This window comes from Parabacteroides sp. AF14-59, from assembly GCF_003479515.1.
Taxonomy (GTDB): Bacteria; Bacteroidota; Bacteroidia; order Bacteroidales; family Tannerellaceae; genus Parabacteroides; species Parabacteroides faecis.
The window spans coordinates 69,758-93,509 of the sequence record NZ_QUHH01000001.1; the positions used below are offsets into that span (position 1 = coordinate 69,758).

General features: G+C 37.3%; 18 protein-coding genes. 1 reads left to right on the forward strand and 17 read right to left on the reverse strand.

Annotated features, from left to right (window positions below):
* Positions 1-4 precede the first annotated feature (4 nt).
* From DWW23_RS00340 to DWW23_RS00405, 14 genes are all read right to left on the reverse strand, one after another.
* The gene (locus DWW23_RS00340; protein ID WP_122351324.1) at positions 5-613 is read right to left on the reverse strand and encodes a sugar transferase; all 609 of its coding nucleotides are present in this window, start codon (positions 611-613) and stop codon (positions 5-7) included.
* Between the two features lie 10 nt (positions 614-623).
* Positions 624-1,754: a glycosyltransferase family 4 protein gene (locus DWW23_RS00345; RefSeq protein WP_122351325.1), complete on the reverse strand. Its 1,131-nt coding sequence runs from the start codon at positions 1,752-1,754 to the stop codon at positions 624-626.
* Complete coding sequence (locus tag DWW23_RS00350) at positions 1,755-2,825, reverse strand: glycosyltransferase (protein WP_122351326.1); 1,071 nt, start codon at positions 2,823-2,825, stop codon at positions 1,755-1,757.
* The gene (locus DWW23_RS00355) at positions 2,822-3,691 is read right to left on the reverse strand and encodes a glycosyltransferase family A protein (protein WP_122351327.1); all 870 of its coding nucleotides are present in this window, start codon (positions 3,689-3,691) and stop codon (positions 2,822-2,824) included. Before DWW23_RS00355 ends, DWW23_RS00350 begins: the two co-directional genes overlap by 4 nt.
* Before the next feature lie 6 nt (positions 3,692-3,697).
* A complete protein-coding gene (locus DWW23_RS00360) occupies positions 3,698-4,831 on the reverse strand; it encodes an EpsG family protein (protein WP_122351328.1) in 1,134 nt (377 codons plus the stop codon).
* A gap of 6 nt (positions 4,832-4,837) precedes the next feature.
* Positions 4,838-5,887: a glycosyltransferase family 4 protein gene (locus tag DWW23_RS00365; protein ID WP_122351329.1), complete on the reverse strand. Its 1,050-nt coding sequence runs from the start codon at positions 5,885-5,887 to the stop codon at positions 4,838-4,840.
* A 219-nt stretch (positions 5,888-6,106) separates the two neighbouring features.
* On the reverse strand, positions 6,107-7,279 hold the full coding sequence (locus tag DWW23_RS00370; protein WP_122351330.1) for a Coenzyme F420 hydrogenase/dehydrogenase, beta subunit C-terminal domain: 1,173 nt from the start codon (positions 7,277-7,279) through the stop codon (positions 6,107-6,109).
* Between the two features lie 191 nt (positions 7,280-7,470).
* The gene (locus tag DWW23_RS00375; protein WP_158583141.1) at positions 7,471-8,493 is read right to left on the reverse strand and encodes a glycosyltransferase; all 1,023 of its coding nucleotides are present in this window, start codon (positions 8,491-8,493) and stop codon (positions 7,471-7,473) included.
* Positions 8,490-9,608: a polysaccharide pyruvyl transferase family protein gene (locus tag DWW23_RS00380; protein ID WP_122351332.1), complete on the reverse strand. Its 1,119-nt coding sequence runs from the start codon at positions 9,606-9,608 to the stop codon at positions 8,490-8,492. Before DWW23_RS00380 ends, DWW23_RS00375 begins: the two co-directional genes overlap by 4 nt.
* Positions 9,609-9,814: 206 nt before the next feature.
* Positions 9,815-10,960: a CDP-glycerol glycerophosphotransferase family protein gene (locus DWW23_RS00385; RefSeq protein ID WP_122351333.1), complete on the reverse strand. Its 1,146-nt coding sequence runs from the start codon at positions 10,958-10,960 to the stop codon at positions 9,815-9,817.
* Positions 10,961-10,981: 21 nt separating this feature from the next.
* Entirely contained in the window at positions 10,982-12,508 is a 1,527-nt protein-coding gene (locus DWW23_RS00390; RefSeq protein ID WP_122351334.1) for a lipopolysaccharide biosynthesis protein, read from the reverse strand.
* A 141-nt stretch (positions 12,509-12,649) separates the two neighbouring features.
* The gene (locus tag DWW23_RS00395) at positions 12,650-13,999 is read right to left on the reverse strand and encodes a Gfo/Idh/MocA family oxidoreductase (protein ID WP_122351653.1); all 1,350 of its coding nucleotides are present in this window, start codon (positions 13,997-13,999) and stop codon (positions 12,650-12,652) included.
* A 94-nt stretch (positions 14,000-14,093) separates the two neighbouring features.
* Complete coding sequence (locus tag DWW23_RS00400; RefSeq protein ID WP_122351335.1) at positions 14,094-15,152, reverse strand: endonuclease/exonuclease/phosphatase family protein; 1,059 nt, start codon at positions 15,150-15,152, stop codon at positions 14,094-14,096.
* A complete protein-coding gene (locus DWW23_RS00405) occupies positions 15,127-17,046 on the reverse strand; it encodes a UDP-N-acetylglucosamine 4,6-dehydratase family protein (protein ID WP_122351336.1) in 1,920 nt (639 codons plus the stop codon). The genes DWW23_RS00400 and DWW23_RS00405 overlap by 26 nt, the downstream gene beginning before the upstream one ends.
* Positions 17,047-17,531: 485 nt before the next feature.
* Between DWW23_RS00405 and DWW23_RS00410 the strand changes: the two genes are divergently transcribed.
* On the forward strand, positions 17,532-18,143 hold the full coding sequence (locus DWW23_RS00410) for a Fic family protein (RefSeq protein WP_122351337.1): 612 nt from the start codon (positions 17,532-17,534) through the stop codon (positions 18,141-18,143).
* A gap of 253 nt (positions 18,144-18,396) precedes the next feature.
* Here DWW23_RS00410 and DWW23_RS00415 read toward each other — a convergent pair whose 3' ends face one another.
* From DWW23_RS00415 to rplT, 3 genes are all read right to left on the reverse strand, one after another.
* A complete protein-coding gene (locus DWW23_RS00415) occupies positions 18,397-20,640 on the reverse strand; it encodes a GH92 family glycosyl hydrolase (protein ID WP_122351338.1) in 2,244 nt (747 codons plus the stop codon).
* An 81-nt stretch (positions 20,641-20,721) separates the two neighbouring features.
* Positions 20,722-22,896 carry a beta-N-acetylhexosaminidase gene (locus DWW23_RS00420; RefSeq protein WP_122351654.1) on the reverse strand — a complete coding sequence of 725 codons (2,175 nt, stop codon included), beginning with the start codon at positions 22,894-22,896 and terminating at the stop codon, positions 20,722-20,724.
* 455 nt (positions 22,897-23,351) lie between these two features.
* Positions 23,352-23,696, reverse strand: a complete 345-nt coding sequence (gene rplT / locus DWW23_RS00430; RefSeq protein WP_005635321.1) for a 50S ribosomal protein L20 — start codon at positions 23,694-23,696, stop codon at positions 23,352-23,354.
* Positions 23,697-23,752 lie beyond the last annotated feature (56 nt).

Sequence of the window (23,752 nt, forward strand, 5' to 3'; positions counted from 1 at the left end):
CCGTTTAATTATTACCCGTAAAAAACTCCATCGTAGCCTGTCCCTCTTGTGAAATACCTTCCCGGACAAACACTTTTTTTATCGTTAAAAAGATGATTTTCACATCCAACAGAAACGAACAATGATCCACATACCAAACATCCAATTCAAACTTTTTCGTCCAACTAATCGCATTGCGTCCGTTTACCTGTGCCCATCCGGTAATACCCGGCCGCACATCATGGCGACGAGCTTGCTCTTTACTATACAATGTTAGATATTGAACCAATAAGGGACGAGGTCCGATCAACGCCATATCCCCTTTCAAGACATTTATCAACTGGGGCAACTCATCGATTGAAGTAGAACGGACAAAACGCCCTACATTTGTCAACCGATCCGCATCAGGCAGTAAATTACCGTTAGCATCCCGTTCATCCGTCATGGTCTTGAATTTGATCACTCTAAAAACTATTCCTCCTTTACCGGGTCGCTCCTGTGTAAAGAACGCACCGCCCCCCTTGTTGGCAAAATGCAGCCATAGGGTGATAACCAACAATATCGGCCAAATCACAGCCAATACACAAAAGACGATGATAAAATCGATCAATCGTTTAAAGAAATGTTTATACATTGATTACTCCTTAAATTATAGACTTATATTCAGCCAATAATGCATCCCATACCATTCGCTGTTCATAGCGGGAAACAATCAACGTACGAGCATTGGCAGCCATCTTTTCCACTTCCACTGAATGGGACGCAAAATATTTCATCGCTTCATACAGCGCCTGTTCATTTTTAGAAGGAATGATCACCCCATTACGATCCGGCAAGACAATCTCATTACATCCATTTATATCCGTCACGATAGCCGGAATCCCCATAGCTCCGGCCTGTATGACCACATTCGGGAATCCCTCTCGGTAGCTGGGAAATACCAATGCGTCCGAAGCTGCTAAAAAGGGGCGGACATCACCTTGAAACCCCATGAAACAAATTCCCGGATGATGCAATATCTGTTCTTCCACCTCCGGTAAAACCGGATCTAATTCTGTTTCAAATGGTCCGACCAATAACAGACGCACCTGGTCATCTTCCTGATACAACCGCAAAAAAGAATGCACCAATTCGTTTACACCCTTATCTTTCACCATACGCCCGACAAAACAGAAGGTAAAAGTCCCTTCCTTTTTATAAAGCCAAGCCTTTTCCATAACCTCCGGAATTCTGTCGAAATATTCGAGATCAATCCCGTTCACATTGCCATTAGCAATAACATGAAGTGGCTTAGAAGTAATTTTGTAGTTGATCAGATCCCGCTTCACCCCTTCTCCTTCCGGATTGATATGCGTTGCACAGAAACAGGTCAGGCGATCCATCGCAATTAGAAGCTTCTGCATCTTCCCTGTAGTTGTAGGAAACACCAATCCCGTAAATGTATGCATGCGGACAGGAACCCGTGTAATCCAAGCAGCCAACATAGACAATAACCCTGCTTTGGGAGTAATGGAATGAACTATATCTGGCTGTTCCTTGGCAAAAAGAATAATCAATCGGATTAGCGATATGAAATCTTTCACCAACGAAATCCGCCGTTCCATCGGAACTGAAACGGTACGCACCATTTCCCTCTCTTCCAACACTTTCATCTTCTCCCCCGGAGATGATACCGCCACAACTTCATAATGTTTGGAAAGCATTTTAAGCTGGCCTTTCAAAAGGGTTTCGAGGGAGGTGGGGATAGTAGAGGTACGAATTAATTTCTTTTTCATTTAAATAAGTGATTGATATAACTGCAAATACTGATCAGCCATTTTCTGTATATCATACTCGGAAGCTCTATTCATACATTGCCTGGAGATTTGTTGATAATAGGTAGAGTCTTCCTTTAATTTCATTATTGTTTCAGCCAAAGCTTTAGTATCTTCATGTGGGAAAAGGATTCCGGCATCTCTTACCACCTCTGCCAAACCGGGTATATCAGTAGCCACGACCGGCTTACCTGCCGCCATCCCTTCCACTGCTGCCAAGCCAAAACCCTCCCAATGGGAAGACATCACAACAATATCAGATGTTTTCAATATTTCAGGTACATCACTTCTAATCCCCCAAAAACGGACAGTATCCTGAAGACCTAAGCGACTTACCAAATTTTCTAAAACAGATCGTCTTTCCCCATCTCCAACCAACCACAATTCATACTTGTCGGTTGGCAAATACTGAAATGCTTTTATCAAAGTATCTTGATCTTTTTGATAACGGAAGCCGGCAACCATCGTAATAATGGTTTTCTCGCAATCTTTCATGGCAGAACAAACCAAAGCCCTCCGATATACATCACTATTGATTCCATTATAAATAATGGGAACTGACGATAATTCAAATCCTAAGTATTCTATCAAATTCTCTTTCGTCTTGTCAGATATACAGATCACCGATCGATATCTCCTATACATCCACTTATCCAACAATTTATAACACGTCAAATCGCGTCTTCGATTTGACGTGTTATGTTCGGTGGTAACAAGTACCACCGAACATAACACGCTGCCGAAGGCAGCGAATAGCTGCGAAGCTGTATTATGCGTATGCACAATATCATACTTTCGAAGAAAAGGAATTAGTTTAAAAATATATAACGGATTATAGACCCAACCTCCTTGACTGAACTCATAAATTGTCACCCCTTTCGCGCGTAACTGCTTCTTAAAAGTCGTTTCTGTCCCATCAAACAACAATACATCCACTTGATGTCCCTGCTCCCGATAAAGAGGAACCATATCTACAATCAACTTTTCCGCTCCACCTATATAGAGAGAAGTTATGACTTGAAGGATTTTCATGAACGCAAGTCTTTTAAATGATACAAGAAGCCAAAAGGATACAAGACCAAAGAACATATTCCAATCTGATTCAACTTAAAAACGAAAGTTTCTTTTGAACAAAAAGAAAAACGCCAATAATTGATGGCAGCTTTCACCTTTTGTAAAAAAGGAATGGGCATTCGGTAGAGTTCCGAATAATGCAGCATGGATGCCAATGGGCTGGTCATCCTCATTTTCACTATTTTGACCGTCAACCCATCGGGCAAGTAATCGCACAGATAAACATTCCTGTTAAAATAGCGCAGTTTATATTTGAGAGCTATACGATTCCAAACCAACGCCTCTGGACAAAACTTTTCGTTTTCTATCTCAGGGAAAGGAGCTTTTTTCAATACAGATGTACGAAACACTTCTGCCATATCACCTGTTGATTTATACTTAAAGCGAAAATCAATAGAATTACAATCTAATACCTCATGCGTAAACTCTCCTCCTACCTTTTCACCCGTAAAATAATACTTCAACCCGCACACTCCGGCAAAAGATAAATCGTCTGCTACTTGCGAATAATAATCAGACACTACAGCTATGGAATTCGGAGGCAGTTGATCATCACTATCCACAATAAAGAACAACTCACCTTTCGCCTCTTGCACACCTCGATTTATAGCACGATGCTTTCCGCCATTAGGTTGCTTGAGATAACGAATATTTATTTTATTCTCTGATATACAAAAAGATATCAGTTCTTCTGTATTATCAGTACTTCCGTCATCGACTATCAGCCATTCAAAATCCTGACAGGTCTGCATACAGAGACTTTCATATAACTTATCTATAATATAAGCACGGTTATATGTAGGAGTAAAAACAGTTGTCATCATAAATAATCATTCAAAAAAAGTTACATTATATAATTCTAACCAAGAACGATAAGGAAGCATAGCACCTCCATCGAATAAGATTATATATCGAACAAATCCATATAAACTGATGCAAACTGTACCCCCAATAATCATCCATCTTTTATATTTATAAATATCACATAGATATCCCAAAAGAATTGCATATGTGGGAACAAAATAGTCAACCTCACGCCTAAAGAACAAATTAGATCGGAACAAAGTCATAATGGGTAATAATATCAAGAACAATTTTATAATAAATGGTGCATATTTATTACATTGTACTATTTTGTCATAATTGACGACCAATAATAGCATCACCAATAAATATTCCAATGTATGAAAAATATTTAATTCTTCTTCTCCCCCTAAATAACTTAAAGCTTTATCCTTCATAATCGGATCTGAAATAAGATCTGTCAAGAATCCAAACGATGCAATAGGATCAATACCTAATTCTGAAACAATTATAGTAGGAATAAAAATGCAGTTCAAGATAATAATCCTCTGTTTAGTTATATCAAAAAAAGAAATCAAATAAACTAAATACAAAAAAATAACTCCATTATGAAAAGGAAGGACTAAAAAGGTTAGAAGTAGATAATATTTTAAAGCCTTCCGCTCATATATCAAAGGTATCATTAGATAGAACAAAACAATCGTTATCGGCTGTCGCATAGATATAAACGTTTCATAGAAAAACATTTTATAGAGAAATATCAAGATAAATATACCCCAATGGACAGTAAACTTTTTCAATCCAATATACATGCAAGTATAGATGATAATTGATTGCAATACCAAGTAACCATAAAAAGACAATCCTAAAAATGTTTTTATAAATGATATATAACCAATATATCCATTTTCCATATTGAAAAGAGGATATATTTCATGTAAATGGCTATAGTTTATTAAATAATCTCCTAAATAGGGAGTATTATTATATACTGACAGATACACATAAAAATCAGTACCACCCATAGCTCGAAATCCAGTTAAAGATCCCAAGACAAACAGCATCAAGCAGTCACAATAAATCCGTTTCCTTTCCGGAATCTGCTCTTCGATAAAAAGCAAGAAAACTATTAATAAAAATATACTAATATAAAAATCCATTGTATATCAAACAAAAAGTTTTCTCCACATTGTCAAGACAGCCTCTTCTGACCAATTTATTTCAAAATCAATTACAGCAGAAGAAGCCATTTTCTTACGAATCTTTTCATTAGAAAGTAAATAAGAAATACCATCAGACAATGCTTTTACATCTTCAGACTTGACCAATAATCCATCTATACCATCCTTTACGATATTTTGAGGACCACACGGACAATCAAATGCTACAATTGGTAATCCACAAGATTTAGCCTCTATCAAAACTAATCCAAACGACTCAAAACGAGAAGATAATACATATAAAGATGAGTTTAAATAAAACGATAGTATATCTTTTGTAGGGAATAATATTGAGACTGAATCAGATAAATTTGATGCAGAAATCAAAGCATTCAATTCCTCTCTATCATCACCTTCTCCTATAATTTTCAAAGACCAATCCGGATGTACAGCTATTACTGCTTTCCAAGCTTCTATCAAAAGGTCAAATCCTTTACATGCATCCAAACGTCCTACACTCAATACTATTTTAGATGTTAATTTAGAGTGTATTTTTGAGGAGTTCAAACGAGTAAAATTCGGAATACACAATATTTTCCGACGCAGTATCACCGGATAATTCAACCTATCTGTTTTTGTTAAAACGACCTGGCGATAGCTGAAAATAGCAGAGACCAATCTCATTAAATATCCCCACACGGAACCAGCTTTCAGAAAAAAATGTTCCCAAGTCACTATTTTACAGTTTAATCCTATACATGCCCAAATACTAATTATAGCCATTTGGAAAGCAACATTTACCAAATAATCAGGCTTATGGACTTTTAAAAACTTCCTTAACGCCACAATTGATTTTCCTCTCTGAGAGAAAGATGAATATAAAGAATAAATCTGTATTCGTGAATTCAATGTAAAAAATGAATCCGTACTTTCATTTAACAATACAAAACTTACAACAAATCCTCTTTGAACAAGAGCATTTGCGACATCGACTGTTATCCTTTCCGTCCCTGCGCCTTTAGAAAGAGAGTCTATAAAAAAAACTATGTAACGCATAATATATCTCACTTACTCAAGTTTGAGATTTAGTTGTTTAAATACTCATAAATTACCAAATTTCCGCACATAATAAAATAACTAAAGCCTCTTTTATATGATGGTAATCTAAATCCGAAACTTGAATTATATTAATAAAAAATCAATCTATTTTTTTCTTACTTTTTTGTTCCATTAACGACAAATGGAAGTATTCCTATGCTCATAATATTCTATATCTTAGTAACTTGTATGACGTATGTAACGAATGAAGTCAAGTCCGCAGCGCATCAGATGGATATAATACTCCTTCCAAAAGGGGTAGTATTGAGTATGTTTATTAAACGATACTCGTAGTCCATCAGCTACATAAGTGGCATAATATCGGTCTCGTTGTTCTTCTCCTAAAATATTCTCCACCAAAACCTTATTCCCGTAAATAGCTTGATCAAGGTTGCTCTCAAAGCTTGTTATCTGATACATTATCTTACTATACATTTCTTCGCCCTTATCAGAATTAATAAGAATCATTGAAATACCTTTGTCGTCATCCAAATCTGGAAAGTCGCGCCCTATTCCCCAAAAATCTCCGAGAGAGATATCGCCTTGTCGATTAGTTGTAGTAAACGGACAATGGAAACAAGCATTACGCTGGCTCTTATTACTGAGGAAAAGTTGCATATAAGGATCGAACGTTGCATTCTTAAAATATTCCTTACCATTATCAAAATGAAGGTTTATGTATAGACGCTTCCATTCTTTTCTCTTGCTTCGAAAACTGATAAAATGAGCATGCGAACCATACAATTGCTCCATCATCTCTTTATATTCCTTGAAAAGTTTAGGTGAAGGAACACCATGGCATAAGACATCTACACAATAGAGATTATCAAACGGCTTGATCAGAAACTTCCGGAGACCTGCCACCTGACAAGGGGTACCAGAGAACAGAACCTTCCTTCCATCAAGAAGTTGTTTGCGTACCTGTGGGAAGATTCCTTCCACATTACTCTGCACATACTTACTCGAACGTAAACGAATAATGTCTTCCAAAGTTTCACAAATGATATGTACAGCATGAAGATTTTTATCCATCGCACAACCAACAACGACTCCACCTTCTACTATAAAAACCTCAGCAAGGAGAGAAAAAACACCACCAGAAGAACATGCTTTACGAACAACAACATCCTGATGTTTAGCTCCAATTACACGTCTCACACTTCTCTCAGATTCCGGATGTAACATTGGGCAAACCTTCTCACACAATCCGCAATTCACACACGTAGCAACATCAACTTTAGGGAACTTAAAACCTTCAGCATCCTCTACCATTGTGATACTATTATGTCCGCATACAGATGCACAAGCAGTACATCCACAACATTGATTCTTATCAGTTATATTAATCATTTTATATAAGCTATCCTCTACTACTCGTAATTAGGCTCCAAAATCTTGGAACACGGATCTTGAGAATACCTCCAATTATTATTAAAACATATATAGTCAAAACTGGAAGTCATAGTGATTCACTTATCTGAAGATACGGCTTCAATCCTGCTGTTTTCACATAGATAATATTTGTTACTCCTTAAATACTTTTACTTCAGAATTTTTTTTAACGGATATAACAATTTTGATTTCACTGCATCTATGCGAGCAATCTTGAGCATTTCACTTACTTCATTATTACGCGCGAGAGTGAACAATTTACCATTCAGTTGCGAACTTGATGATAATCCTCTACAGATATACTCATCCTGCAAAATGTGTTGCAAATGAGCAATTTGCTTTTCTCGGCTATATGGAGCTCTTATTTCCATACTTGTTAGAGCCGGAATACGGCAAGCGAAATGATAATCAATACTGGTCAATACATTGACATTAGCGCCCCCTTGTTGCTCCACGAACAGATATATATCATCAAATGCCTTACGATAGTGCTCATATAGATCAGGGTGGAAGCGATTAGTTGCCCCACTGCCCGATTGACGGTAATAATACAATGGAAACCTAATATATCGAATACTATCAGCCATGAGTATTACCTTCCAACTGAAAAACATATCCTCTCCATAAGTCATAGTAGGATCAAGGCGAATTATCTCGCCTACACAGCTCCGCAGTATTGCTTTGTTCCAAAGCGATACCGCGGAGCTGTTCGCCATTAAATAATTAAAAGCCTCCTTATGCCCATTCTGCACATCCTCTACTTTTACTTCTGATAGTATCGGGACAAACTTAGGATTTGTATAGAATGTAGTAAAATCCCATACAATAATATCAGGATACGTTTCTACAATCTCTTTTCTAAGAAGCGACAATAACTGTGGATGAAGTATGTCATCTGCATCCATAAAATATAAGTACTCTCCCCTACATTCGTCAAGTCCGCAATTCCGTGTAGCACTCACGCCTTCATTAACCTTATCTATTACACGAACATTCCGATATTTCTTTTCATATTCACGAAGTACAGACAACGAACCATCCTTTGAACCATCATTAATAAGTAAAATCTCACAATCGCCAGTATCCTGCACAAAAATGCTATCTAACGAAGCCTGCAGATACTTTTCTACATTATAAACAGGTATGATAATACTTAAAAGCGGATTTTTCATCGTGTCCATTCCTTTAATAATTCACATCCTTTAGCCCTATCTTCTTGCATGATACGATGCACCTCAACATAGTCGATATATTCCTCGATAGTACTGATGCTATCACTATAAATATGATCACCCAAACCCAATGGTTTGAGGAGTGTAGTGATACGGTCGTTCATCTTTATTGCAACACCTGTGACAGGATAAGTCAAAAACTTTTTACTAAACAAAAGAGTAAATACAGTACCGTGAAAAGAGTTAGTAATGACATATTCAGCATTAGCAATGAGCGACAGCCACTTGTGAATGCTTGCCTGTGTATGCTTGAACTTATCTTCTTGACCTTGGCTTGCAACATAAACAATTTTCAATCCCTTTTCCTTGGCAAATGCATGTATCTCTTTCCAGTTGATGATAGTGCGTGTTCCAAGAAAGTAGATAAACAGATATTTATCTTTAGGCAGCTCCTTAGAGGCAATTTTGAGATAGTCAGCTGCAGTCAACAACATCGTAGGATCAGCAACACATACTGCATCCTTACGACCTGCGTTTACACAGATCTCCACACCACTTTGCTCTCGAACAGAAACATAATCAAAACGTTTCAACCATTCAGCCAACGTTTTATCATCAGGCATGGTATCGCATCCACCAAAACTGGCTGCATAAGCAATTTTACGCATCTCATCACGCACCCAACTCAAATAGTAAATACCATCATGGGTATTCCAAATTTGATCACTCCCAACCACAAAAGCATCCGCATCTGGCGGATCGTTCTGCAACACCTCAAGTGTATAAACCTTGGTGCAATTCAAGTACTCTTGACGAAACTGCTCAAAACCGAGGTCAACAGTACGCTTTCTGAGCTTTCCGTGTGTAAATGTATAAAAGGCAGAACGGATAACACGCTTCATCAAATAAAATGGATAGGGCGAAAGACGATAGATTATACGTACCTTTTCCATCAATTGCTGCTTGAATGTAGGATTATAATCTCTGCCATTCATTGTACGCACCAAAAAAGTCTGATGCCCCAACGACTGCAAATATGTCTGTAAGGCATAGCATTGCAGCAGCTGCCCATAATTATCTTCTGTCTTCCAAAAAGTTAATATGCCAAGTTTCATTTTCCTTAGATGTCTCTATTATCTATTATTGCTATTTATCATTATAAAAAGTTCATAATCAGTTTTTTTTGTGTAATAATACTTTCTAAAGTATCACATAAATGTTCTCCAGTATTATATATTGATATTATTATTGATAAAAACATAAAAAAACAACTACCTTCTAAAATCTTATTACATTTTTCTTAGATACATTCATAATATACTTATTTAAAAGCATTCAATACTGTATTTTCCATTGTCCATTTTCCAAAACATCTATTTAGCCAATCTGTCCTTTGTTCATGCAAATTATACTTATCTATACATAAAATACTTTTCTTTAAGTCTGATAAAGTGTAAGTCTTAATAGTCGGCAAATTTTCATAATCAAGAATAAATCCTCTGTCTTCTTTTTTATATGTATCAAAATCATATGCATAACAGATAATATCTCTATCCAAATACAAAAAATCAAATAATACAGAAGAATAATCAGTCACTAATATATCTGTATATTTTAAAAATGGATATACATCTATTTTATAAGGCAACTCTAACATTATACTTGCTATAGAAGGATAATTATCTAATTTCTTTACAGATGCTACCAAATGAAATTTTGACACAAAAAAGAAATCATTCTTATCTAACAAAAGAAAAAATTGTTCTATCTCACTTAGATTTGAGACTCCTAAAAAAACACTTTTATTCTTCCTAAATGTAGGTAAATAAAAAATTATTTTTTTCCCATCTTTCTTTTTTTTCTTCACTATATTTAAAAATTCACGTTCCAAGTTTGTCAAAAAAGGCATATCATGATTCAAATAAAAATTACGAGGATACATACCATGAATCATATTTTCTTTTTTAACTTTAAAACATTGTTCAAATAAAGAATCTCCGTAATTAGAACATGACAATAAAAAGCTTGTATCTAAATCCCACAATTTTAAAAATGAGTTATTATTTGAATCAGACAACCCGAACCTTTTTATTGGTAACCCATGCCACATATTTATCAATTTAGCACCTTTAGTCAAAGGCACTAATAAATCATAAACGAACTGATCATAAAAAAACAATCCTGCTCTTATATGATAATATACACTTTTCAAAGAATTTCTTTTACAGACCAAATACCCTGCAGAAGACAATTCATTTTCTATTTCATTATCATTTGTCAACCACACTATTTTATCAAGACCTAACTTATTCATATTCTCATTTAAATATAGATACATATATCTTGAATTATCAGCAAATCTATCCCCTCCCCAACCTGTACAAACAACAAATGTTTTTTTTCGACTAAAAAAGACAAAGAAAACAGACAAAAATACATTTATAACAAAACGAATTACGACTCTCATAAATCACGTAATATATTAAATTTATATTTTATTCATTTTTCCAAACATCTTCATAAAAGGAGATAAAAATATTTTTTGTTCAGAATTATTCAACCCATAATATATAAATAAAGGCAAATATATTAATGCAAATAAAATCACTATAAAAAACCACTTTTCAAAAGTATCAATCTTAAATATAGGCATAATAAAAAATCCAATCATACAAAAAACAAACGGAATAAAACTCATTCTACCTATTTCTTTCCAAAACAACACAACATCAATATGAATTTTTTTGTAATAATATATATTCATTACTACAATCTGTCCAATTGTAAGTCCAATTGTATTTGCAATAGCACAACCTATTCCTCCATATTTTTTTGATAAAACAATTGAAATCGTTAAACTTAAAACAGAAATTATCAAGTATGCAACTGAGCGAAATCGCATTTTATTACGAGCTTGAAGTATCAATATACCTGTATTTTGTATAAAAGGAACGGTCAATGGTATTAAAAAAAATAATGCAATACTGTAACTTTCCATATAATCTTCACCTGCCCATAAAACAATAAACTGCTGACCAAACAAAATAAAACAAAGTAATACAAAAACCATTACTGCATACTGCATACGCCCTATACGAATAAATAAATCTGATAATATCTTATCATTATCACCATTTACAACAATATGCATTACTTTGGGGAGAAATACCCCTGCTATAGCATTAGAAAAACTCATATACATATTTTGTAATTGAATTGCCACTGCATACACTGCTACAATCGCTGCCCCCTTGAACATCCCTAGTACAAACTGTCCTGTGCTCCAATAAATACGATCCATGATAGCATTCAAGAAAATCCAAAAAGAATAAACGGATACTTCTTTGAAAAAGCCCCATCGGAAATGTCCGAAACGAACTTGAATCTTCAATTGCTTTTTACAATACCAATAATTGATCAATAATGTCACTACATTAAAGATTGTTGTAATAACCACCATTCCTATAGCTCGATAACCTATCAAAAGCATGGCTATCATCACCAAAGGGTTCAATATGATTCGTACTATTCCCACTAATTTTTGAAATACAAAATTCTCATAAGCTGTGATAATCGATCCCCAAATACTCATTGGGAAGGTAAAAGCTAAATTGAAGACCATTAGTAACATCATGACGCGAATTTTATATAATTCGTTGTCATTCATAGTTGCATGAAATAAATAGTCAACATTAAAATAAAGGGCTAATCCTATCAGCAATACTAAAATTCCGATTCCTATATAAAGAAGAAAAAACATTCCGAACATTTCATATTGTTCACGGATTTTCCCTTCAGCACGGAATTTTGCTGTATAACGAACTATAGCATTTCCAAAACCTAAATCCAAAACGGTTAAATAGGCTACTACCGAAGCGACAAGGGAATATAGGCCATATTCTGACTGCCCCATCATACGCAGCATAAACGGGGTGTACAACAAGCCTACAACATTATTTAAACTGATAGAAACGTAAGAAAGAAATGCACCCGCTTTAAGTTGATTTATTTCCATACTAATTTTTCAAATAATCTCTATACAATCATATTATGATTACGATATCTCAAAAATATAACACACACTGTTGATCAATGGTGAACTGATTAGCCATTTCAACAATGTATTTATAATTAGAATATCACATTCTGTATAAATTCATATTTCATAAAAATTTTCACGTTCTGAAAATTGTTGCATAACCTCAGCCATACGAATACTTTCTTTACGACATAAACGAGTTGATGAAAAACGTTTATTTACAATGCATGAAATGAATTCTTGAATTTCATATCTAAGCCCCGCTCCATCCCATTTATAAAAATATTTTTTATTATCATTCTGATTTTCATAACGTAATTCAAAATAATCGGTTTTCCACCAAGGAGCCGGAACATAAGCATAACCTTTTGTACCTGATATGACAAGATTCCCTTCCGTTTTTACTCCAAGTCCTACTTTAAAAGAACATGTAGCTTTTGGATAACGAAATACACCTTTTGTGTACATATCTACATTATTGTCCATCCGGCTATAAATATTCAAATTTTCATAATTCACTCCCAACAATTTAAAAATAGGAAGTAATGGATAGCTTCCTAATTCATAAAGAGAGCCTCCCGCTTGTTCTGGATCTAATTCTCGTAAATCTTTTTTGTCGTCCCACAATTTTGAAAGTGAAGCTTCTATATCTACAATATCTCCAACAAGGCCAGACTTAATCATAACCATTAGATGATTAAAAGCAGGACAATGCGCTGTTTTATTTGCTTCCATCAAAATCAGTCCTTGCTTTTCAGCTAATTCATAAAGCTCTATTGCATGGTTCCCACAGAGTACCATTGGTGTTTCGCAGAGAACATGTTTCTGAAATCTTAGAGACTCTTTAATATAATCATAATGAGAGAGATGAGGAGTTGCAATATACACAGCATCTACTGCAGTATAAAAATCAGCCAAATCAGAATATACCTCTATATTGCTATTGCTTTTGCTTAATAACATAGCTGCATTTATGTTGATATCATAAACTGCTACAAGATTTATACCGCTTACAACCGAAGCTTCCATAGGAAAGCGTTTTGCCACACGACCACAGCCTATAATTCCTACACGTACTTCATCTTGACTCCCCTCACGGAGCATACTAGAAGAAATTCCTTTTGTACGAGGCAAATATACAACCTTGCAAAACTCATTCAAATAATCAAATTTACCCTCCCAATCACTTCCTATTGCAAATATATCAACTTCATATTTTTGTATATCATCAATTTTTTGGCCAATATAATCTTCTATAATAATTTCATCAGCATAACCTGTTGCACGCACAGCCTCTACACGTTCTAATACATTATTTCGAACGTTAAGTTTTCCTCTATCACGATCAAAATTATCATTAGTTACACCAACAATTAAATAATCACCTAATTTTTTGGCTCTACGTAATAAGTTTATGTGCCCTTGATGCAAAAGATCATAGGTCCCATAGGTAATAACTTTAACCATGCCAATCGTATCTATCTTAAATTTATATATTTCCAATAAGAAAAAACAGAAGTAACCAGACTTATCATTTATTTCTTACTATAAAATAAAAACGTCAATTTATTATTCCTTTCCAAACTACCATATTATGGTCACTATAAGATGTTTCCGGAGAATAGCATTCATGACCTTTCAACGATTTCGAATAGAAAACGTAATCAATCCGCCAGAGTTTGTATAACTGCCGGAAAGTATATTGGTAGCCACTTCCACAATCACGGAAACCATCAATCAGTCCTTTCCGTACCTGACGATAAACATAGGAAGCCGGCGTATCATTAAAATCTCCACAAACTAATACCGGATAAGGAGATTGTTCGATCTCTACACGAATCGAATCAGCTTGATCTGCCCGTTTCTGATAATTACTTTTCATTTTCAGAGCTAAGTCCTTGACAGCCTTCATCCGAATTTTCAAATCTTTCCCTGGCGTAGTAATTATGCCGCGATAGGAATTAACGCTTGTTGTTTCGAAGTGATTGTTAATCACACGGATATATTGATTGTTTATTCGTATATCAGCTATTAATGACATATTCTGAGAATTTTTATAGTAAAGAGCTTTTACCGAATGGATCGGATAACGACTATAAATCGTTGTTGGTAAATGGTCCGTGCGTCGGCTGATATATTTATATAGCACATAATCAAAAGCGTATCGAATGCTGTCCCGATGATAAAACCCATCGCCTGTCGCTTCCTGGAAACAGACGATATCGGGTTTCAACTCCTTGATATAAGTGGCAGCTTCATTCATCGTGTACTTTCTGTCCCAATAAAAATGACTTGCATTATAGGTGACTACGGTCAAAGGAGTACCTCCTTGTTCTGATGTAGTCGGTTTATTCCAATATGGAGGTTGATATACGGCTAACAGATAACCTGTATGGATCAGGATGGCAAACAGAGGGATTAAACTTTTCCTCTTTTTCTTTGTGAACAATTGTATCCCTATCAACAACAGATTACCTGCCAATATCGGCCAGACCAGTAATGTCAGAAAGGATAGCCAGATACAAATTCCATCGGCATAATAACCACCGATTAAACAGAGGACAGATAAGGCAGAGAAAAATATCAGTAGGATATCATTCAACTTTATCCAACACTTCATACTCCGAATTCCTACTCTTGAACTCCGGTACAATCCCTTTCATCATTTGGACTGTTCCCATCTTATCGACTTTAATCGCCAATGTAATCAGCGGGTTCATAACCGTACAAATATCATTGTAATCATATTCTCTCACTTGGGCACGATATATTTTGGCATTATTGGTAGAAAGGGTATTTTCTTTCGTTGCCAGAAGTTCCTCATACAGCTTTTCGCCTGGGCGAAGACCGGTATATTGGATTTCGATATCCTCGCCGGGGACAAGACCTGCCAGTTCAATCATACGACGAGCCAGATCAGCGATCTTTACAGGGGTTCCCATATCGAATACAAAGATTTCATTACCCTTACCCATAAAGGCCGCTTCAAGTACCAAGCGGCACGCTTCCGGGATTGTCATAAAGTAGCGGATGATGTCGGGATGAGTCACTGTTAAAGGGCCACCTTTTGCTAATTGCTCACGGAAACGGGGAATAACAGAACCGTTACTTCCTAAAACATTACCAAAACGGGTCGTGATAAAACGGGTTTTACCCGGATGCAAGCCTTTGCTGATAGCAATACTTAAACTTTGTACATAGATTTCAGCCAGGCGTTTGGAAGCGCCCATTACGTTAGTCGGATTAACCGCCTTATCGGTAGAAATCATTATGAATTTATCTACATTGTATTTGACAGCCATATCCGCTACATTGCGAGTACCATATACATTCGTATGAACAGCCTCACAAGGATTTTCCTCCATCAAAGGTACGTGCTTATAAGCAGCCGCATGAAACACATACTGAGGTTGAAAACGCACGAAAAGAGATTCTACACGATCGATCATCCGGATATCTCCCATTACAGGAGTAAACTCTACCTGAGGAAATTTTTCTTCCAGTTCCAGACGTATATTATGCATGGGAGTTTCGGCACTGTCGAATAAGATTAATTGTTTCAGATTGAATGTACATAATTGACGACAGAGTTCGCTGCCAATAGAACCGGCAGCTCCAGTGACTAAAACCACTTTACCTTTTAAGGATGCGGCGATTTCAGCCATATTGATACAGATTTCCTCACGACCCAATAAATCTTCTATATGTACTTCAGGAAGATTGTGAAAATTAACCCTGCCTTTCTTCAATTCATCGACAGAAGGGAGTATCAACATACGAACCTTCTTCTTTTCACAATAACGGACTAAACGCTCACTCTCTTCTTTTACTAAATGATAGTCAGTAAACAGAACAGCTTTAATATTTTTCCTGTTAACCAAATGATTAAAGTCTACCTGTTTTTTGATTGAGTAAATTCTGTATTTTCCTACACGTAAACAGGTGTGATCGCCAAAACGTAGGAAACCACAAACTTTATACAGTAGTTTGTCGCTCAGGGAAGCATCAAACAAGAAAGTCCCGGATTTATCACCCTGATAAATCAGTAGTTTTCCTTGATTTAAGGATACACTATTGACTATAATTGTATAGAAAACAATCATGAAGACACGGAGTATTGTTAAAAGGAAGAATGTGAGGGATAAGTCTACTACAGCTCCTAAGGCTAATTCACGAGGAGATTGAATCGTCGTGGTCAGGTAGACCAAAACAACGATGAAAAGTACCTTTATTAATGAAGATAAAGCGAGACGTCCGGCTTCTGTAAATGCAGAGTGCCGGATCACACCTTTATAGGTCTGGCACAAAAAGAAACTTGCCAGACTACTGCAGAAAGAAATGAATAATATATGAAAAAGAGAATCGTCTACAAGCTCTGTCCCAAGGATATACCACAGGAATGACAGAGAAGTAGCAGTTGCCAGAATTGATAAAAATAAATCAATAAATAGGACGATCCAACGGTTAAAAAATTTAACGCGTGATAATACTAGTGCAAAACCATTGATATTCATAAGTCACAAATTAGGGGTGTTATGTAAAAAAGTTCGTCAGTCCCAAGCGGCCAACCTACATAAACAACTGAAAATCTTATACTTGAAGGTTATTGGAGTGACTAAAAAAAACGATCGTTTTTTCTAGTCAGCCTTATTTGACTAATATTTGTTAACCTATGATTGAAGCGGCATTTTGAAAAAACAAGATCAAAACATTGAAAAACAAATAGATAAAATTCCCAAAACCTTTTGTATTTCAATAAATATCTCCTACATTTGCAGCACAAAAAAATGACTAGAAAAAACGATCGTTTTTTCTAGTCATTATGAATTCTAGCCCCTCCAATTTTTTTTAAGATTCACATTATGAAACAAATTTATCGATCAATCTTCGCTTCTATAATACAGTTTTTAAAATACAAAAGCTTTGAGAAGATTCATATTACTAGTTCACTACTTTACTTATATTTATGTATATTTGCTCTTCATATAATTTAGTAGCTATGAATAAATACACTACAAATAAAGATGAATCTGAAATTTTACCAAATCTTCTAGGACTACTAACAGCAGAGGATATTGCAGCATCTGAATTCGAAGGATTTTTATATGCGGAATTATTCCTTTCTGATAAACTTTCAAAAAGAACTAAATTTAATATCAACTATATCCTGAAAATACATAAACTAGCTTTAGGACATTTATATACTTTTGCTGGAAAATACAGGACTGTCAATATGTCAAAAGGTGGTTTTATATTTCCGGCTGCCATATTTTTACCTAATTCAATGAATATTTTTGAACAAGAGGTATTAAAGATGTTACCAAACAAATATGCCTGTAAAGAAAATCTCATAGCAGATATAGCAAAAGTTCATGCAGAGTTATTGTTTATTCATCCATTTCGCGAAGGTAATGGAAGAACAGCTCGTCTATTAGCGAACTTAATGGCACAAAAACAAGGATACCCTAAACTAGATTTCACAAAGATTGCATCAACCTATTTTGACAAGTATATATATGCTGTACAAATGGCAGCTAATAAAGAATATGGTTGGATGGAAGATATTATAAAGATGACTTTTGTAGACGGAGCTGAACTTTCTCGTAAATAGATAAGGCCATTTCTTCAGAAATATGAATCCCTTCTATTCTAAAAGAGGCAATCATGGAACGCAAAGATTCCATCTTTTTTTCCTCTGTTTGATCTTTTGAAATTCTCTCTTTCATAAACATTTATCTTTATACAAAGATACATTTTATTTTCTACAATACCAACAATACACTTCCCTTTATTGCTTTAAGCCATTAAAAAACCCCAAAAAGCCAATAGGCCTTCCGGGGTTCAAACAAGTTATTTTCTAATGTTTATTTATGCGTATCTTCTAAAATAAATTTCAATGTTCCGGCATTCACCAGTTCTTCCTGAGAAATAGTATAGCCTTTCAACTTCTTTCCTCCGGCTGTTACCTCTTTAATGTAGATATCTTCCGGAGTTTGATGCATCGACTCGATCACCAGTTCACCTTTCGGATAGAATTTCTTGTCCAGATCGATTGTTACCTTATTGAAGGTCGGTGATGTTAATACATAATCCATATCACCCGGACAAGCCGGATAGAATCCCATCATAGAGAATACAGCCCAGGTAGACATTGTACCGGTATCATCGTTACCAGGGAGACCGTTCGGTGCGTTGTGATAATATTTGCTTAGCAGTTCACGAACGAGCTTCTGTGTACGCCAGGCATCGCCTTTGAAATAGCTGAACAGGTAAGGATAAGCGATATCCGGTTCGTTAGCCATATCATAGTGGCCTTCGTCGAATACCATCTGCAGCTTATCTACAAATTTCTTCTGACCACCCATCAGCTTAACAAGGCCGGGGATATCGTGAGGTACATAGAATGTATAGTTCCAGGCACTTCCTTCGTGGAAGCCAGGATTCGGTTCGAAGTTTTCTCCTTGTTTCGGGTTGAACGGAGAATAGAACGTTCCGTCAGGCAGAAGCGGACGAAGGGTTCCGAACTCTTTGCTATAATAGTTCTTATATCCCATAGAACGATCGTGGAATAACTTGGCATCTTCTTTCTTTCCTAATGCTTTGGCAAACTGAGAAAGGTTCCAGTCGGCAATATAATATTCCAGGGCGTGAGATACAGAGTTATCGTACTGTTCACGAAGAGGAACATAGCCTTTACTCATATAATCGTTATTGTCCGGACGAAGCAGGTTGAACTCACCCGGTGTAGTAGCTCCTTTACGCATCGCTTCGTAAGCTGTTTCTACATCGAAATCACGAAGACCGCGCATCCAGGCATCTACTATATAAGGTATAGAAGGATCGCCTTCCATCGTCAGAGTTTCACGTCCGTAAAGTTCCCATTTAGGCAACCATCCGCTTTCTTTATACATATCGATCATCGTACGGATAATGTCGAGCTGGCGTTCAGGGAAAAGAAGAGTCATCAGGGTACTTACATTACGATAAGTATCCCACAATGAGAATACAGTGTAATGGTTGCCTGTGGTATGGCCCACTTTCAGGCTTTCCATCATCGGATATTCGCCGTTCACATCCTGGATAATGTTCGGATGGATCAACAGGTGGTATAAGGCGGTATAGAAGATCGTTTTATCGTCTTTGGAACCTCCTTCAACCTTTACACGGGACAGATCGCTGTTCCACATATTACTGGCGGTAGCTTTTACTTTATCGAAATTAAAGTCCGGCTGCTCCGTATTCATGTTCAGACGGGCATTTTCGATACTGACGAAAGAGACGCCCATCTTTACTTCGATTGCTTCGTTTTCTTCCGTATCGTAGGTAAACCATACACCGATATCGTCACCGCTCATGTCACGGTTGTATTTGGTATACAACTTATATTTACCCGAATAGATATCCCATTCGGCTTCCACACCCTTCATTTCACGCTGTTTTTTCCAATATCCCATCGATTTAGGAGCCTTGCTGACCTTCATCACAAAATAGATAGGGAAAACAGCCTGTGGGTTATAGCAGAAAGTTCCCAGCAGTTTACTACCTTCGATCTCGGTCTCATTAACGATACGAACGGTGGCTCCGGTCTCGTTGGTCAGTCCTTCACCCAGATTTAAAAGGATATTGCCTTGCCCTTTCGGGAAGGTGAAACGGCTGAGACCTGTACGCATACTGGCTGTTGCTTCTGTCTTGATATTATATTTTGTCAGGACATTGCTGTAATAACCGGGATGGGCGACTTCATCTTTATATTTACTGCCGTATTCACGGTAATCGACTTTCAGTTCACCGGCTGTAGGCATCAACAAAAGACTTCCTAGTTCAGGACAACCGACGCCGCTCAGATTGACATGAGCAAACCCTGTCATGAAATCATTGTCGGAAGAGTATGGAGTGGACCACCATTGGCTGTCTTTATCGAAGCGGTTACTCTCCGACCCCATCACATTGAATGGAGTGACACTCATCATACCTTGGGGACAAATAGCTCCGGGATTGGTTGTCCCGTAGTTACTGGTCCCGATAAAGGGGTTTACATAATCTACCGGCTGTTGTGCTGCCGCCATCAGGCTGCCACACAGCAGAAGGCTCATTACTTGCTTCTTCATTCTTGATTTATTTAGTTACTAATTAATATATTGTATTCTGTTATCATTAATAATGTACTAATGGAAATAGCAAAGTGAATCCTACCAAACAACAATCTCATCGACAAAAATAAATCCTTTGTTGGCTTCGTCAGCCTTCAGGCGAACGTAACGGGCTTTCCAGTCTCCCTGGAAGAGATATTCCTGGAAAGAGAGGTCTGCATCTTTATTGGAGATGGTTGTCGGGATAATTCCCTGAGAGGTGAAGTTTGTACCGTCTTCCGAGGTCAGTAGCTCGACACTGGTCGGTTGGTAAACACCCGGACCGATCAACTGCATAAAGCGAGCCGATACTTTGTGAATGTCGGTCACTTCTTCCATATCGATCACACAATCGAGATCGTTCAGATATCCCTGCCAGCGGCCATCCAGATAAGTCAGTCCACCACGGTATCCGTCGATCAGGGCATTCATACCTCCCGCCATATAGCCGGGATACAACTTACTATTATAATGTATAGGCTTATTGATCGCACGATGATAATCGACTTTCTTTTCCGTCGGTGCTCCCTGCAACTGACCGTTTCTGAAAATAGCAGCTTTGACATAAGCAGAATCTTTTACCACAATCACGCCATCATAAAGGGCGGAAGAAGCAGTCGGAACAGTCCCGTCTGTCGTATAACGGATCTCTGCCGGATATTTCTCTGCATCCAGGAATACTTCTATCTGTTTCTTTACTGTATCGACAGACATGGTAACTTCCAGTTCGTCGGAAAGGGTAAAGGTGTTTATACCCATCTGCTGCAATTTTGAAATATGAGCGTTCATACGAGGTTTGAAGTCATTCCACTCACGCTTTTCCTGAGGAGTCCAGCCAATCTCGGCAACAGCAAGCGCACGCGGGAACATCATATATTCCAGATGTTTCTCATTCGTGATATATTCTGTCCAGGTATTCGCCTGTACACCTATAATATGTTTACTTTCTTCTGCGGTCAATGAATCGACCGGAACCGGGTTATAGCTGTACACTTTCTTGATCGGGGTATATCCGCCGATAGCATAAGGCTGTGTCTTCGGATCAGCCTGATAGAAATCCAAATACATATAATTGCCCGGTGTCATAACCACATCGTGTCCCATACGGGCAGATTTAATTCCACCACTTTCACCACGCCAGGACATAACGGTAGCTTCCGGTGCAAGGCCACCTTCAAGGATCTCATCCCAACCGATCAACTTACGGCCTTTAGAGATCAGGTGTTCTTCCGCTTTATGGATCATATAACTCTGCAGTTCATCCACACTCTTCATGCCATTCTTTTTCATCAAAGCCTGACATTTAGGACAGGTCTTCCAAGCTCCTTTACCGGCTTCATCTCCTCCCGCATGAATATATTCGGAAGGGAAAAGTTCGATCACTTCATCCAGCACATCTTCCATAAAGGTAAACGACTTCGGGTTGCCTATGCAGAAATCACCATTCTTATAAGGCTGACCGGAACAACTTAACTCCGGATAGGCAAACAATACTTCTTCCGAGTGACCAGGGAATTCGATCTCCGGTATTACATTTATATGTTTAGAGGCTGCATAAGCAACGATCTCACGTATATCATCTTTCGTATAATAACCGCCATAAGCACCCGGAGTGCCTTCGGGAAGATATTTACGATCCTTTCCATCCCACCATTTCCGCCAGTCGGATTCTGTCCGGAAAGCCGTCTCTGTTGTCAGTTTAGGATATTTATCCATCTGTATACGCCAGCCACCGGCATCCGTAAGATGGAAATGCAGATTATTCAGTTTGTAGAAAGACATCACATCCAGCAGTTTGAATACCTCTTCTTTCGGAAAGAAGTGGCGGGACACATCCAAATGCAATCCACGGTACTTGAGACGAGGTTCGTCCTGTATGGATACATAAGGGAAGCCCTGTGGAGTAAATAATTGCCGGAGAGTCTGCTCACCATAGAAGAGGCCCGTTTCTGTAGCCGCTTTCAAGTCGATACCTTTGTCATTAACTGTAAGCTGATATCCTTCCGGATTTCCGCCTAATGACTTATCGACAACAAAATGAACATTTGCAGGTTTTTCCGTAGAGAAGACCGCTGCACTGTCTGCCTTGAAAAAACCATCGGCCACAGTGAATTGTGCCGGTAACGGGATTAGATTCAACTGCACTGTTTCCTTCGGAGAACAGGCTACAAGGAACAACGAACATGCTACGGTAATCCCAGCCATCGTCATGCGCGATTGTTTTGGCAATAACATCATAATTTATTTTTTGTGTATTTATTCTTGGTGCGGTAAATATACAAAGAAAAAGGGAAAATCCCGTAAGAGATTTTCCCTTTATATGAGAAGAAAGCCGCACCCTAGATATGAACAAACTCCGTATGACAGGATTTGAGTGCTTTGCCACCTTTGTAATCCGCTGTGCGATGCATCCCCGAAGGGTGCGGCCCGCCATTAGCGACAAGAGCTGTGTCTCGGAATTAAAATAAACTGATGAGTTTCCCAATCGAACAAGTGCGGCTAACTCATTTTTCTTATTACAAAGATATGTAAAGCCTTTGAATCTTCCAAACAAAATGTCAACAATTTCCCCTTAAATAATGAATAAAAAAGTGAAGTCGCAGTGTTTCAGAAGGTATGAATTGTAAAAAGCTAACAAAAAAAGGGTCCCGTTATCGGAACCCTTCTCCTATTGACATTTATATATCAATTTACTTTACTTTCGCTACGATTGCTTTGAAAGCTTCCGGATGGTTCATTGCCAAGTCGGCCAACACTTTACGGTTGATCTCGATACCTGCAGCATGCAAAGCTCCCATCAAACGAGAGTAAGACATACCTTCCAGACGAGCGGCAGCATTGATACGCTGGATCCACAATGCGCGGAAGTTACGTTTCTTGTTACGACGGTCACGGAATGCATAAGTCAAACCTTTTTCCCAGGTATTTTTTGCTACGGTCCACACATTCTTACGTGCACCATAATAACCTCTGGTAAGTTTTAAAATCCGTTTTCTTTTTGCTCTTGAAGCAACATGATTTACTGATCTAGGCATAATTCTAATCTGTTTTGAATGTTAGCGTCATCCTTCATGATGATCTTACTTGCTAA

Coding starts and splice junctions, on each gene's coding strand:
- DWW23_RS00365 (WP_122351329.1), bottom strand. CDS start 5,887: ATGCGTTACATAGTTTTTTTTATAGACTCTCTTTCTAAAGGCGCAGGG.
- DWW23_RS00360 (WP_122351328.1), bottom strand. CDS start 4,831: ATGGATTTTTATATTAGTATATTTTTATTAATAGTTTTCTTGCTTTTT.
- DWW23_RS00355 (WP_122351327.1), bottom strand. CDS start 3,691: ATGATGACAACTGTTTTTACTCCTACATATAACCGTGCTTATATTATA.
- DWW23_RS00350 (WP_122351326.1), bottom strand. CDS start 2,825: ATGAAAATCCTTCAAGTCATAACTTCTCTCTATATAGGTGGAGCGGAA.
- DWW23_RS00395 (WP_122351653.1), bottom strand. CDS start 13,999: ATGGTTAAAGTTATTACCTATGGGACCTATGATCTTTTGCATCAAGGG.
- DWW23_RS00400 (WP_122351335.1), bottom strand. CDS start 15,152: ATGAAGTGTTGGATAAAGTTGAATGATATCCTACTGATATTTTTCTCT.
- DWW23_RS00390 (WP_122351334.1), bottom strand. CDS start 12,508: ATGGAAATAAATCAACTTAAAGCGGGTGCATTTCTTTCTTACGTTTCT.
- DWW23_RS00415 (WP_122351338.1), bottom strand. CDS start 20,640: ATGAAGAAGCAAGTAATGAGCCTTCTGCTGTGTGGCAGCCTGATGGCG.
- DWW23_RS00420 (WP_122351654.1), bottom strand. CDS start 22,896: ATGTTATTGCCAAAACAATCGCGCATGACGATGGCTGGGATTACCGTA.
- DWW23_RS00385 (WP_122351333.1), bottom strand. CDS start 10,960: ATGAGAGTCGTAATTCGTTTTGTTATAAATGTATTTTTGTCTGTTTTC.
- DWW23_RS00370 (WP_122351330.1), bottom strand. CDS start 7,279: ATGATTAATATAACTGATAAGAATCAATGTTGTGGATGTACTGCTTGT.
- DWW23_RS00380 (WP_122351332.1), bottom strand. CDS start 9,608: ATGAAACTTGGCATATTAACTTTTTGGAAGACAGAAGATAATTATGGG.
- DWW23_RS00410 (WP_122351337.1), top strand. CDS start 17,532: ATGAATAAATACACTACAAATAAAGATGAATCTGAAATTTTACCAAAT.
- DWW23_RS00340 (WP_122351324.1), bottom strand. CDS start 613: ATGTATAAACATTTCTTTAAACGATTGATCGATTTTATCATCGTCTTT.
- DWW23_RS00405 (WP_122351336.1), bottom strand. CDS start 17,046: ATGAATATCAATGGTTTTGCACTAGTATTATCACGCGTTAAATTTTTT.
- DWW23_RS00345 (WP_122351325.1), bottom strand. CDS start 1,754: ATGAAAAAGAAATTAATTCGTACCTCTACTATCCCCACCTCCCTCGAA.
- rplT (WP_005635321.1), bottom strand. CDS start 23,696: ATGCCTAGATCAGTAAATCATGTTGCTTCAAGAGCAAAAAGAAAACGG.
- DWW23_RS00375 (WP_158583141.1), bottom strand. CDS start 8,493: ATGAAAAATCCGCTTTTAAGTATTATCATACCTGTTTATAATGTAGAA.